The organism is Porphyromonas canoris, from assembly GCF_000765975.1.
GTDB classification, from domain to species: domain Bacteria; phylum Bacteroidota; class Bacteroidia; order Bacteroidales; family Porphyromonadaceae; genus Porphyromonas_A; species Porphyromonas_A canoris.
This window is the reverse complement of sequence record NZ_JQZX01000006.1, coordinates 168,291-181,877: the sequence shown is the minus strand read 5'-3', so window position 1 is coordinate 181,877 and position 13,587 is coordinate 168,291. Positions and strand designations below refer to the sequence as shown.

Here is a 13,587-nt window from a genome sequence, read left to right as displayed (position 1 = left end):
AACATTTATACTATGAACTTGGATGAAAGAATTAGAATCTTCTTCTGTGAAGATGACGAGAACTTAGGTTTGCTTCTAAGAGAGTATCTTGAAGCAAAAGGCTACAAGGCTACACTATTTCCTGATGGAGAGGCCGGTTATAATGAAATAGCTCAAAACCCGACAGAGTATGATATTTGTGTATTGGACGTAATGATGCCTAAGAAAGATGGCTTCACTTTGGCTCAAGATATCCGTAATATCAATCCGGATCTTCCTATCATTTTCCTCACAGCTAAGAATATGAAGGAAGATGTTTTGGAGGGCTTCAAACTTGGTGCGGACGACTATCTTGCCAAGCCGTTCAGCATGGAAGAGTTGGTAATGCGTATAGAAGCGGTTCTTCGTCGCGTGAAAGGTAAAAAGATCAAAGAGACTCCTTTCTATAAGATCGGAGAGTTCTTGTTTGATACTCAAAAGCAGATCCTCTCTATTGGTAATAAGTCTACCAAACTTACTACAAAAGAGACAGAACTTTTGACTCTTCTTTGCAGCCATGCCAATGATGTACTGGAGAGAAACTATGCTTTGAACATTATTTGGAATGAAGATACTTACTTCAACGCAAGAAGTATGGACGTTTATATCACAAAGCTTCGTAAGCTATTGAAAGATGATCCTAATGTTGAGATTATCAATATACATGGTAAGGGGTATAAGTTGATCACTCCTATGGCAGATCTTCCTCTTTCTGAAGAAAATATTCAAGTGATATAATATTAAGATTAAGCATGAGGGCTGTATCGGGACGAATATGAATCTTGATACAGCCCTTTGTTGTTTTAGATGATTAGAGGAAGAGAAATTTTCTCTATTTTTACTCTTTAGAAAGTAAGAACAAGAGATGCCATTACAAACGAAGATACTTGATTCCTATATCCTAATCACTATAATTATAATAAATGTCTTCTAAGAAATCTACATTGCACTACACGGGAGATGGCATGTGCGTCCACATTTTAGGTTGTGGCTCTGCAAAGCCTTCTTTGTCGCACTTCCCAAGTGCTCAGATGGTGCGTTTGCGAGACAAATGTTTCTTGGTGGACTGTGGAGAGGGAACTCAAATACAACTTTTGAAATATAGGGTGCCGTTCTCTTCTTTGCATCGTATCTTTATTTCGCACATGCACGGAGATCATTGTCTTGGTCTTCCCGGACTGCTCAGTACGATGGCATTGCAGAAGCTGACATTTCCGATGCATATTTACGGTCCAAAAGGGATAGCCGACTTTGTGGATTATATTGTTCGGACATTCTGCGCCGAGGAAGAGCTTCGGTTTCATGTTCATGAGATAGATCATAAAGCTGCTCCTATGGTTGTTTTTGAAGATAAGAGCATTACGGTAGAAGCCATTCCTCTAAAACACAGGATGCCTGCTGTGGGATATCTGTTCAGAGAAAAAAACTTGTTGAAAGCTCTTGATAGGTCATCTGCTGATTTTTATGGTGTTCCTGTTTATTGGTTCAATCGGATAAAGTTGGGAGCAGATTTTGTTACTGAAGATGGCATTGTTATTCCCAACTCTCGTCTTACTCATCCCTCTCGGAAGCCTTATAGCTACGCTTATATCTCCGATACGGCATACTCTCCTTCGATAGTTCCACACATACGGGGAGTGGATCTGCTTTATCATGAAGCGACCTTTGAGAAGAGTCTGAAGGAGCGTGCTGCCAAGACTTTTCATTCCACGACGGAAGATGCCGGGAAGATAGCCGCAGCTGCAGAGGTGGGTCATCTGCTGATAGGGCATTACTCGGCGCGCTACTCTCGCTCTATTGATATGGAACGCCTGCGAAGTGAAGCTGCCGAACATCATCCCAGAACAATCGCAGCCAATGAGGGGATGTTTTTGGACTTGAAGGAGCTGCGAAGCCAACTACAATAGTATATATCGACATGGATGTAAAGATAGAACCGTCTTGGAAAGAGCGACTGAAAGAGGAGTTTGACCGCCCTTATTTCGAGCAGATTGTTTCTCAAGTAAAAGCCGCATATCGTTCGGAGCCGGTGGCGCCTGAGGCGAAGAATATTTTCAGGGCTTTCGATCTCTGTCCTTTTGATAAAGTAAAGGTTGTCATTTTAGGTCAGGATCCTTACCATACTCCCGGTGTGGCGGACGGATTGGCATTTTCTACCTCTCCCGGAAGTCCTATCCCTCCATCGCTGAAAAACATATTCAAGGAGCTTGCATCGGATCTTAAAGTCCCGGAGCCGATGAGCGGAGATCTCACCCATTGGGCAGAAGAGGGTGTATTCTTACTTAACAGTATTCTTACGGTAAGGCAGGGGATGGCGGCATCTCATGGCAGAATGGGATGGGAGATATTTACGGACAGAGTCATCGAGGTCTTGAGCCGGGAGCGAGAGCATCTGGTATTCATCCTGTGGGGCAGTAAAGCCGGGATGAAGCAGCAGTTTATAGACACGTCGAAGCATTATGTGATCAGATCTGCGCACCCATCGCCTCTTTCGGCGCATAATGGTTTTTGGAAAAGCGAGCCTTTCAGTAAGGCAAATTTTTTCCTTGTTCAGCACGGAATCCAACCCATCAAGTGGGTCAAATAATCGGAACGCTCTGTCATTTGCAGAGCAATAATTAACTCTTAAAAAAGAAATAATGATATGAACATAGCAGTAGTAGGAGCGAGTGGTGCCGTTGGGCAGGAGCTTCTTCGGGTTTTGGAGCAGAGGGCATTTCCTTTCACGTCTCTGACTCTTTTCGGATCTTCCCGGAGTGCGGGTACGACCTATACGGTGGCTGGTAAGGAGTATGTGGTAAAGGAGTTGAAGGAGAATGACGATTTCAAAGGTATCGACATCGCGTTTACTTCTGCCGGGGGGAGCACTTCGGAACGTTTCCGCGAGACGATCACCAGGCACGGAGCGATCATGATAGATAACTCAAGCGCTTTTCGGATGGATCCGGATGTCCCTTTGGTTGTTCCGGAGGTGAATCCGGAAGATGCGTTCAAGCATCCGAAGGGCGTTATTGCCAATCCGAACTGTACGACCATTCAGATGGTTGTCGCTCTCAATGCGCTGCATAAGGTGAGTCCGATCAAGAGCGTACATGTCTCCACTTATCAGGCTGCAAGTGGAGCAGGAGCCACCGGGATGCAGGAGTTGGAGGAGCAGACCGTGGCTGTTGCAAACGGCAGAGAGCCTCGTGCCGAGAAGTTTGCCTACCCTCTTATTCATAACCTTATCCCTCAGGTCGATGTCTTTACGGACAATGGCTACACGAAGGAAGAGATGAAGATGTTCCACGAGACGCGGAAGATCATGCATGCTCCGGATCTGAACGTGAGTGCTACCTGCGTGAGAGTGCCCGTACTTCGTGCACACTCCGAATCCATTTGGGTTACGATGAAGGATCCGATGACACCCGAACAGGCTCGCGAACTGTTTCTCCGCACACCGGGAGTGATTGTCTTGGACGAGCCGTCAAGTAAATCTTATCCGATGCCAAGGGATCTTTCCGGCAGAGATGAGGTTTTTGTCGGTCGTATTCGCCAAGATCTCTGCTCTCCGAATGCCATAACTTTCTGGTGTGTGAGTGATCAGATCCTCAAGGGAGCGGCTCTGAATGCCGTGCAGATCGCGGAGCTGCTGCTGTCTCGCGGGAAGAGTTGCAGCGGAAAATAGCAGCCCGAAAGCGAGGCGATTATTTTGGGAGATTGCTCCGCACGTATAACGGAAGAAAGAAGAGACCGAGCATCCGGGTTCCGGAGCTTGGTCTCTTTTTTGTGGAGTTATTAGCCGTATTTCGGGGGATTATTATGGTTTTCAAAATCGGTAATTACCATTCTTCGGTTTAGTAATTACCATTCTTCGGTTTGGTAATTACCATTCTTCGGTTTAGTAATTATCGTTTTTCGGTTTAGTAATTACCATTCTTCGGTTTAGTAATTATCGTTTTTCGGTTTAGTAATTACCATTCTTCGGTTTAGTAATTACCATTCTTCGGTTTAGTAATTACCGTTCTTCGGTTTAGTAATTACCGTTCTTCGGTTTAGTAATTACCGTTCTTCGGTTTNTAATTACCGTTCTTCGGTTTAGTAATTACCGTTCTTCGGTTTAGTAATTACCGTTCTTCGGTTTAGTAATTACCGTTCTTCGGTTTGGTAATTACCGTTCTTCGGTTTGGTAATTACCGTTCTTCGGTTTAGTAATTACCGTTTTTCAGATTGGTTCTTATCAATCTTGAGGCGATGGCTATCATTTTGCTCCGTCTGTAAAAAATAAGGTGGAAAAATACTATATTTGCGGTCGGCAGACATGATGAATTATTATTATACCAATCAGTTAAAAACGAAAAAAACAACCATGAAAGGAACAAGACTATTTTCACTACTTTCTGTACTCGCAGTGGTACTTTTTCTGCTCCCTTCCTCACTGTCCGCACAAAAGGACTCAAAGGCAGAGGGCGGTATCATTAAAATTGACGCGGAAACATTCAGAGTAAAAATACACGACTACAAGAACGGAGCCGAGTGGAATTATAAGGGAGACATCCCTTGTATCATAGATTTCTATGCGGACTGGTGCGGACCCTGCCGTCAGCTTAAGCCTACGCTCGAACGCCTCGCAAAAGAGTACAAAGGCAAGATATACATCTATGCAGTGGACGTGGATGCCAACAGAGAACTCGCCGAAGCATTCAAAGTACGCTCCATACCGATGACTCTCGTCGTCCCAATGAAAGGTAAACCGCTTATGAATACAGGAAATCTGCCTTACGACGTGTTCAAAAAGCAGATAGAAGAGGTTCTTAAAAAGTAATATCCGATAAGAGTAAAGCCACCCATGCAGATGTTGGAAAGGATCTTTGTTCTGAATGACGCAGACCCGATAATCTTTTTCGGGCTGAACAACAAGAACATCCAGCTGCTGAAAGATTTACATCCGAAGCTGAGAATCATAGCCAGAGGCAACCTCATAAAGGTGATGGGAGAGGAAGAAGAAACGTCTGCCTTTATCTCCCTGCTGCGAACACTGGAACGATACACAGAGACTTTCAACTCCTTATCGGAAGAGGTGATACTCGCACATACAAGAGGAGGAGACAACAATGTCTCCTCCTCTACACCATCCAACGATGTGTTGATCTTCGGACTCAATGGTAAACCCATATCGCCCCGAAATGAAAACCAAAAAGAGATGGTGCGCCTGGTCGAAGAGCATGACCTCGTCTTCGCAACCGGACCCGCCGGGACGGGAAAGACATTCATGGCTATCGCCCTCGCGGTGAAAGCTCTCAAGAACAAAACAATCCGCAAGATCATCCTCAGTCGTCCGGCTGTTGAAGCAGGAGAGAAGCTCGGTTTCCTTCCCGGAGAGATGAAAGACAAGCTGGATCCCTATCTCCAACCTCTGTACGATGCACTCGGAGAACTCATTCCACCCATGAAGCTCAAAGAGTACATGGAGATGGGTGTGATCCAAATAGCGCCTCTCGCTTTCATGAGAGGACGAACGCTCTCGGATGCGATCATCATCCTCGATGAGGCCCAAAATACATCGCCACATCAGATAAAGATGTTCCTGACTCGCTTGGGAAACAACGCAAAGATGATCATCACCGGAGATATGACACAGATAGACCTCCCCGTCGGTACTCAGAGCGGTCTCAAGCAGGCACTTTATATCCTTAGAGGAATAACGGAGGTCGGACACATAGATTATAATGCCAAAGATATCGTGAGACACCCTCTGGTGAAGAAGATCGTAAACGCTTACGATAAGTTTGACAAACAAGAAAAGGCTAAGAAAGAGAAAAAAGAGAGTGAAAGCTCAAAAACTTCAAGTTTATAAATCATATCCCAATAGCTATGAACAGCAAATCATTAACAAAAACCGACTTTAACCTGCCTCGACAAACCGCAAAGTATATAGGCAAGGTAAGAGATGTCTATACGATAGAAAACGATATACTGGTTATGGTCGTTTCCGACCGCATCTCGGCTTTTGATGTCGTCCTTCCCGTAGGTATCCCTTACAAAGGACAAGTCTTGAACCAAATAGCTGCATATCATCTCGATAAAACTGCGGATATTGTTCAGAACTGGAAAATCTCCACTCCTGATCCGATGGTTACCATAGGACACAAGTGCGAGTCGTTCAAGGTTGAGATGGTTATTCGTGGCTATCTTACCGGAAGTGCTTGGAGAGCATACAAGAAAGGAGAACGTACATTGTGTGGCATCACACTTCCCGAAGGTATGAGAGAAAACGAAAAGTTCTCTCAACCCATTATCACTCCTACCACCAAAGCAGACGAAGGACACGATGAGAACATCTCCAAAGAAGAGATCATCGCTTCCGGTCTGGTATCTGCGGGAGATTATCAACGCTTAGAAGAGATTACTTATGCCCTTTTCCAACGAGGTACAGAGCTGGCTGCGGAGAAAGGATTGATCTTGGTGGATACCAAGTATGAGTTCGGAAAGAAAGACGGAGAGATTTACCTTATAGATGAGATTCATACACCCGACTCTTCTCGCTACTTTTACAGCGAAGGATACGAGGAGAGATTCCAAAATGGAGAACCTCAGAGACAACTCTCTAAGGAGTTCGTTCGCCAATGGCTCATAGATCACAACTTCCAAGGAAGAGATGGCGATGTAATGCCTGAGTTTACCGATGAATACGTAGAAAGTATCAGCGAACGCTATATAGAGCTTTATGAGAATATCATAGGCGAGAAGTTTGTAAAAGGAGATACTTCAAAACTTTCAGAACGCATAGAGGGAGCTATCTGTAAGGCTATTGATAGTCTTTAAGATCAATCCCCTTTAGATATAATGTCGCAACAAGAACAGATAGAACGGGATAGACTCTACCATAAAGAGGCAGAGTCTATCCGTTCTATGTTTAATAACATTGCCCAAGAGTATGATAAACTCAATGGGATAATGTCTCTCGGTTTAGATAAGAGATGGCGAAAGCTGTGTGTGCAGAAGGCTTCGGAGAATGCTCCGCATAATATTCTTGACTTGGCTACGGGCACAGGAGATTTGGCTTTTGCACTGAAAGAAGCCAATCCCGACGCTTCTCTTGTGGGACTCGATCTCACTGAAGGAATGCTTGAAGTGGCTCAGTACAAAGCAGTGGAGATGGGATACTCTCTCAAAGAGGTCTCTTTTGTTCATGGGGATGCCCTTGATCTCCCTTTCCAAGATCAGAGCTTCGATGCTGTTACCATCGCGTTCGGCATCCGAAACTTTCAGGACATTTCTCGTGGCTTATCCGAAATCTCTCGCGTTCTGCGCCCCGGCGGACGTCTTTGTGTATTGGAGTTGGCGGAGCCTTCTAGACGAATATTGAAACCATTTTACAAGATCTACACGCAGTATTTCATACCACTGCTCGGAAAAGCGGTGGCTCACGACAAGCAGGCTTATCAGTATCTCCCCGATAGTATAAAGACTGTCCCGATGCGAGAGAATATGTGTCGACTGATGTCTGATGCCGGATTTCAAAATGCACGCTTCTACTCTTTCTCTCCGGGAGTCTGTGTGCTATATGTAGGAGATAAATAGAACAAAATGAGTAGTCCGGTTCTATATGGACTATTAGGGTATCCGATAGAACACTCCAAGAGTCCTGCCTTTTTTAATACTCTCTTTTCAAAGGAGGGTATCCCGGCTCGTTATGCTCTTTTTTCGTATAAAGAGCTAACCGATTTTCTCGCTGAGATAGAGAGAAATCGCGATATGTCCGGTTCTCTTGCCGGCTTTAATGTAACAAGTCCCCACAAATCCGACATCATCTCCTACCTGCACGCATTATCTCCCGAAGCAGCTGAGCTTCAAGCTGTCAATGTTGTCAAGGTGAAGCGTGAGGCATTGACCGGAAAAGTTCTATGGTATGGCTACAATAGCGATGTCGTAGGTTTTTCAAAGCTGCTTGAACACGCTTTACGGCAGTCCGGAAATCCGTATGTCTCGAAAGCTCTTGTCGTCGGAAGCGGAGGTGCTGCCCGTTCGGTTTGTTACTGTCTCAAGCAAGAGGGTATTGACTATAATGTGGTAAGCAGAACGCCGGATGCCGTAACCAATGGCGTTTCCTATTCATCCCTGAATGAAGATGGTGTCATGGAGAGCTTCCCTCTCATTGTTCAGTGTACACCTTTGGGGATGACTCCCAATATCTCTACTGCCCCTCTTTTACCTTACGAGAGGATAAACGGAAGAGGAACTATCGCTATTGATTTGGTTTATAGCCCGGAAATTACTCGCTTTATGGCGTTGTGTCAGAAGTATGGTGCTCATACCTTTAATGGATATATGATGCTGGTAGAGCAAGCCAAAGAGGCTTGGCGAATATGGAGAGAAGAGTAGTCCGATTGTAGATAAAAAGAGAAGATCAGAATAAAGATTATACAGAATGAACCTTCAACAACTCGAATATCTGCATGCTTTGAAAAAGCATAAGCACTTCGTAAAGGCAGCCGAGGCATGTAATGTTACTCAGCCTACCTTGAGTGCCATGATACAGAAGCTGGAAGCAGAGCTTGGTGTAACTCTCGTGGATAGAGCGCATCAACCCATAAGACTTACAGCCGTAGGGGAGAAAATAGCAGCAAAAGCGCATGACGTCTTGGGCGTGATAAGAAGCGTCGAAGAGTTGGCTGCCGAAGAAAAAGAGGGTCTTAGCGGAAGTGTCCGAATAGGAGTACTGCCCACTATTGCCCCATTCCTTTTGCCCAGGATCATCACAGCGCAGAAGAAGATAGCGCCCTCGCTCAATATCCACTTCATAGAGCTTACTACCGGAAAGTGTGAGCAGGAGTTGTGTGCCGGAAATATAGAGCTTGCCATCCTTGCAGGAGACCTCAAAGGAGACGGCTTTGCTCTTCATCCTCTTTATTACGAAGAGTTTATCGGATATGTAAGCCGCAATGAACCTCTTTTTGCAGAAGAGAAAATCAAGAGCATGAAAGTAGATCCTAAGACCCTATGGCTTTTGGACGAAGGGCACTGTTTCCGAAATCAGCTGCTCAGGTTCTGCTCTCTTCCTGCCGTGAAGGAGAGACGCATAGACTATGAGCTGGGTGGAATAGAAACCTATATGCACCTGGTCGAGGGCGGATATGGGATAACCTTTGTTCCGGAGCTTGCTGTCTCCACAATGTCTAAGGCACAGAAAGAGCTGTTGAGGCCTTTTGCCATTCCTCGACCCGTGCGTCCGATCTCTTTGGTGCATACTCAGAGCTACGTCCGAGAGAGTATTGTGAGTCATCTGTGCGAGCTTATTCGTTCTGTTGTTCCCTCTGAGATGCACGAGATAAGGGTAGGACAGATGTTGGCATAGGTTTTACTTGCAGTTTGGCAATGCTTTTGCATAGAAGAAAGTAGGAGAACAGACAAAAATAAAGACACAGATACAATGAAAAAAGAAAAGAAAGAGGAGATAGATATAGAGTTGGAAAAGGAGATGCCGGAAGCGGATCTGCCGAAAGAAGAGGGTGCAGAAGAGGCTGCCGAGGGGCAACCAACGTTGGAGCAACGCCTGGCAGAACTCGAAGATACTCACCTTCGTCTCAGAGCGGAGTATGACAACTTCCGCAAACGTACACTCAAAGAGAAGAGCGAACTTATCAGAACCGCCGGAGAGTGTATCTTGACACAGTTTATAAATGTAGCGGACGACTTCGATCTTGCTGTGGCTAATCTCCGTCAGGCAACAGATATGGATGCTGTTGCAGAGGGAATAGATATAATTCGTACCAAGTTTATTTCTGCAATGAAAGCACAGGGTGTTTCGGAGATGGAAGTGCTTGGCGAACCGTTCGATGCCGATCTTTACGATGCGGTGGGCATGTTTCCTGTGGAAGATGCCGATAAGAAAGGTAAAGTGATAGAGTGTGTACAGAAAGGGTACACCTTGAACGATAAGGTGATAAGACACCCTAAAGTGATAGTGGGACAGTAACTTTCTGTACAGTAGCAGATATTTATTATGGCAGGGAAAAGAGATTATTATGAAGTCTTAGGCGTCTCAAAAGATGCTACGGACGACCAGATAAAAAAAGCTTACAGGAAGACAGCTATTAAGTATCACCCGGATAGAAACCCGGACAACAAGGAAGCCGAAGAGAAGTTCAAAGAGGCAGCTGAGGCGTATGGTGTACTTAGCGATCCTGATAAGCGTGCAAAGTACGATCGCTTTGGACATAACGGTCCTGAAATGGGCGGTGGCTTCGGAGACTTTTATGGAGGTGGCATGAGCATGGATGATATCTTTGCTCAGTTTGGAAACATCTTTGGAGGACATTTCGGAGGCTTTGGCGGTTTTGGAGGATCTGCTTCTTCCTCTCGTCGTTCGCGAGGAGGAGACATTCGTGTAACCGTATCTCTGAGTCTTAAAGAGATTGCTCAAGGAGTCGATAAGAAGATCAAGGTAAAGAAACGCAATACTTGTTCCGTATGTAGAGGTACGGGAGCCGAAAGCCCTTCTGATGTACACTCTTGTGCTACTTGTGGTGGTAGTGGGGTGGTATTCCATACACAGCAGAGTTTTCTGGGAACCATCCAGACTCAACAGGTGTGTCCCTCTTGTAAAGGAACCGGTGAGACCATAGACAAGAAGTGTAGACACTGCCATGGAGAAGGTACCGAAATGGGAGAAGAAGTGGTCGCGTTCTCCATCCCGGCGGGTGTACAGCAAGGTATGGCACTTACCGTTTCGGGAAAAGGAAATGCTGCACCGAGAGGCGGAGAGCCGGGAGATCTTATCGTTGTCATAAAAGAGCTGCCGGATGATAACTTTATCCGAAATGGAGACGACATTATTTACAATCTGCTTATCTCTTATCCGGAAGCAGTGGTAGGTGGAAAGGTCGAAATGCCGACAATAGACGGAAAGGTGAAAGTAACGATAGAGCCGGGAACTCAACCCGGTAAGATTTTGCGCCTTAGAAACAAAGGCCTACCATCTTTACGTTCAGGAATCAAGGGCGATCTGCTTGTACATATCAGCATCCATGTTCCTACCCAAATGGATGATAAGGCTAAGGAAGTTATTGATAGAATGGCTGCAATTTCGTTCTTCTCTCCGACTCAATCGGACAGAGAGGCCTATATCAAAGAGCAGAAAGTTAAATACGAATTATAAATTATGAAACTTTAACATGATAGTGCCATTGAAATAGCAAAAAAAAGCAAATAAAGCGTTGGATGGAAAGAAAAAAGGCTTTAACTTTGCAGTGTGTTTTTCATGGTATTAGATTTTTTAAGGTTATCAAATAACAGAACAGAAACAAAGAGGGTGTCGTGAGACACCCTCTTTTGTTTTTATTCACACTATCCGTTCGGAGCATCTGTTTTTCTCCGAAACAGAATGATTATCTTTGCATTATCCTATTATCACACAACAAAATCATATAAGCAAGATGAAAAAGAGATCTCTTATGATCGTTCTTAGTGCGATCTTCCTTGTTGGCTGCAACAACAAGAGTGGCAACGAGACTGCCACAGAAACTACCGTAGAATGGTCTATTAGCGAGGAAGCTATGGCTGAAGTGCTGCAAGGAACCTTTGAAGGCGTTATCCCTTGTGCCGATTGTGAAGGCATCCGTATGTCTTTGACCCTTTCCGGCGAGGAGTTTACCCTCACTATGGAGTATATGGGAGAGGAAAACTCAACCCTTCAAGAGAGCGGAAAGTTCACTCTTTTGCAAAATCGTCGTACGATCGAACTCTCTTCCCCGGACACCGAAGCGAGATACTTCAATATCTATGAAGACAGAGCGGTATTGTGCGATTCCAATGGCGTAGAGCCGGAGGGAGAGTTGGCACAAAACTATGTTTTGATCAAAAAGTAGTTTCGGAAGCTCTTTTCGGGTCTCTTCTTTTATGGGAAGAGACACCTCTGATTTTTCAGATATAGATGCCCGGCATGGTGGCACTTTGAGAAAAACCTGCAAATTTTCTGCTCTTAGGAGATGAAGATTTGCAGGTTTTTTGTTTTCCAAAAGTTCTTGCTTTTCTTTTTAATAGGGTTCAGACACTTTTTTCGCTCTCTATTTTTATATAAAAGTTCTCGCCAACTTACCCGATTTTCCCCTAAAAACGGGTTCGGAAAGGGGAATGCCACTGCCATAAAGTCAGTCTCCGATTTTTGAAGATTGTGTAATGGGTTTGAAATCAATCAGATATGGAAAATCTCGAATTTGGAAAAAATTTTTTCTCAGATCATTTCATGAGGCCTTTTCGCGTTAATAGGCGTTAATTTTAACACCCCTGTCTGTAAACGTTTCCTAATAGAGAAATTTGCCTTTTCAGGGGCATTTGGGGGTAAAAATACGTAGTAGGCTGATTGTTAGTGTTTTAATGGTTTTGGCTAAACATGTTAATCGAATCCGGTAAACGTGTTTAATGAAATCGGTAAACGTGTTCATTGAAAAATTAAACACGTTAAGCCGAAAGAATATGCTCGTTNCCGGTAAACGTGTTTAATGAAATCGGTAAACGTGTTCATTGAAAAATTAAACACGTTAAGCCGAAAGAATATGCTCGTTTAGCGTTTTGGCTTAACGAGTATCGGAATTTGTGTTAATAAAATAGGGCAAATTTAACAGTTTGGTCGCGCTCTGAAAACGAGGGGTGCGAACAAAATAGAGAGAGCAAAAACAGGGGAGAAGCACCGGGATGGAATATATAAAAATGAATATCCCCTCGTTTTTCTCATCGGGTTGTCATCGTACCGTGATATGGAAGCAGGGTTGTTTGCGTTCGTGTTTCACGAAACAGCGATCCGCTTGCCGAAGTTCATCGAGCACTTGTGCCAGCACTCCTTTGAGTTGTTCCGGCGAGAGGTCTTTCTCTCCATTGATCGCTGTGTAGCCGGAGGGAGGATCTACGAACGTAGCCCACGAAATATCTATGGTTGTCCCGTAGAGGTGCGTAGAGTTTGGGGTGGAGTTGATATTGTTTTTTGCCAGACTTTTAACATCCGCGATGGTACGAGTGATACTTGTTATCTGAAGGCGATACGGTTTTTGCCCATAGAGATAGAGCTTTTCCGAAAATCTTGCACCGATTTCGTCCAACAGATTTTTGGCTTTCGGCACCAGGAACGGTACGGAGTGGGAGAGTGTGGCAAGGCTGTAGTTTTGGGTGTCTTTCACCTCTACCAGATCGCTCCTCCTGCTATCCAGATCCTCTCTGCTCTGCATCGGCTCTATGCCCAACCGCTGTGCCACGATCAGCTGCTCTTCATTGAGGTCGTTAAAGGCGGTGTTGTACCGTCCCTTGTAGCTCATCAGCTTCAGCCCTTCTTCGGGAGAGACTCTCTCCATCTCCTTATAATAGTAGGGCGTGATAGAGCTGGTCGAAACCTTTCTCACGACATAAATGGTGCCTGTCATAAGGAGAATGAGCGGGAAGATATACCTTAAAATGTATGGAGACCAACGGATTTTCCGCAGGGTGGAAGAGTCCATTATTTTCATCATCATGAGCCAACTCTTTTTGTTCTTTCACAAAGATAATGAAAAGAGTATTTCAGGCTTGCGCAACCCAAAAGTTTGCACTACCTTTGTA

Annotated in this window: 14 protein-coding genes; 13 read left to right on the top strand and 1 reads right to left on the bottom strand. The window is 44.7% G+C overall.

Annotated features, from left to right (window positions below):
- The first annotated feature begins 12 nt into the window (after window positions 1–12).
- From rprY to HQ29_RS02235, 13 genes are all read left to right on the top strand, one after another.
- Window positions 13–756: a response regulator transcription factor RprY gene (gene rprY, locus HQ29_RS02295; RefSeq protein WP_369794005.1), complete on the top strand. Its 744-nt coding sequence runs from the start codon at window positions 13–15 to the stop codon at window positions 754–756.
- A gap of 185 nt (window positions 757–941) precedes the next feature.
- Window positions 942–1,925 (top strand): ribonuclease Z, encoded by a 984-nt coding sequence (locus HQ29_RS02290; protein ID WP_082226820.1) that lies wholly within the window; start codon window positions 942–944, stop codon window positions 1,923–1,925.
- Between the two features lie 11 nt (window positions 1,926–1,936).
- Window positions 1,937–2,605, top strand: a complete 669-nt coding sequence (locus tag HQ29_RS02285) for a uracil-DNA glycosylase (RefSeq protein ID WP_036846950.1) — start codon at window positions 1,937–1,939, stop codon at window positions 2,603–2,605.
- A gap of 57 nt (window positions 2,606–2,662) precedes the next feature.
- A complete protein-coding gene (locus HQ29_RS02280) occupies window positions 2,663–3,685 on the top strand; it encodes an aspartate-semialdehyde dehydrogenase (protein ID WP_036867265.1) in 1,023 nt (340 codons plus the stop codon).
- Between the two features lie 681 nt (window positions 3,686–4,366).
- Window positions 4,367–4,822 (top strand): thioredoxin family protein, encoded by a 456-nt coding sequence (locus tag HQ29_RS02275; protein WP_036789416.1) that lies wholly within the window; start codon window positions 4,367–4,369, stop codon window positions 4,820–4,822.
- Window positions 4,823–4,852: 30 nt separating this feature from the next.
- Window positions 4,853–5,854, top strand: a complete 1,002-nt coding sequence (locus tag HQ29_RS02270; RefSeq protein WP_036867335.1) for a PhoH family protein — start codon at window positions 4,853–4,855, stop codon at window positions 5,852–5,854.
- Window positions 5,855–5,871: 17 nt separating this feature from the next.
- Window positions 5,872–6,822, top strand: a complete 951-nt coding sequence (locus HQ29_RS02265; RefSeq protein ID WP_036867264.1) for a phosphoribosylaminoimidazolesuccinocarboxamide synthase — start codon at window positions 5,872–5,874, stop codon at window positions 6,820–6,822.
- Window positions 6,823–6,843: 21 nt separating this feature from the next.
- A complete protein-coding gene (ubiE, locus tag HQ29_RS02260) occupies window positions 6,844–7,581 on the top strand; it encodes a bifunctional demethylmenaquinone methyltransferase/2-methoxy-6-polyprenyl-1,4-benzoquinol methylase UbiE (RefSeq protein ID WP_052089701.1) in 738 nt (245 codons plus the stop codon).
- A 6-nt stretch (window positions 7,582–7,587) separates the two neighbouring features.
- Window positions 7,588–8,382 (top strand): shikimate dehydrogenase family protein, encoded by a 795-nt coding sequence (locus HQ29_RS02255; protein WP_036867262.1) that lies wholly within the window; start codon window positions 7,588–7,590, stop codon window positions 8,380–8,382.
- Between the two features lie 46 nt (window positions 8,383–8,428).
- Window positions 8,429–9,355, top strand: a complete 927-nt coding sequence (locus HQ29_RS02250) for a hydrogen peroxide-inducible genes activator (RefSeq protein WP_036789421.1) — start codon at window positions 8,429–8,431, stop codon at window positions 9,353–9,355.
- Between the two features lie 75 nt (window positions 9,356–9,430).
- Complete coding sequence (locus HQ29_RS02245) at window positions 9,431–9,976, top strand: nucleotide exchange factor GrpE (RefSeq protein ID WP_036867260.1); 546 nt, start codon at window positions 9,431–9,433, stop codon at window positions 9,974–9,976.
- Between the two features lie 27 nt (window positions 9,977–10,003).
- Window positions 10,004–11,158 carry a molecular chaperone DnaJ gene (dnaJ, locus tag HQ29_RS02240; protein WP_036789424.1) on the top strand — a complete coding sequence of 385 codons (1,155 nt, stop codon included), beginning with the start codon at window positions 10,004–10,006 and terminating at the stop codon, window positions 11,156–11,158.
- Window positions 11,159–11,435: 277 nt separating this feature from the next.
- Window positions 11,436–11,867: a copper resistance protein NlpE gene (locus HQ29_RS02235; protein WP_082226819.1), complete on the top strand. Its 432-nt coding sequence runs from the start codon at window positions 11,436–11,438 to the stop codon at window positions 11,865–11,867.
- Window positions 11,868–12,740: 873 nt separating this feature from the next.
- On the opposite strand, the gene HQ29_RS02230 is transcribed toward HQ29_RS02235, so the two are convergent.
- A complete protein-coding gene (locus HQ29_RS02230; RefSeq protein WP_052089699.1) occupies window positions 12,741–13,502 on the bottom strand; it encodes a DUF5715 family protein in 762 nt (253 codons plus the stop codon).
- Window positions 13,503–13,587: the final 85 nt, after the last annotated feature.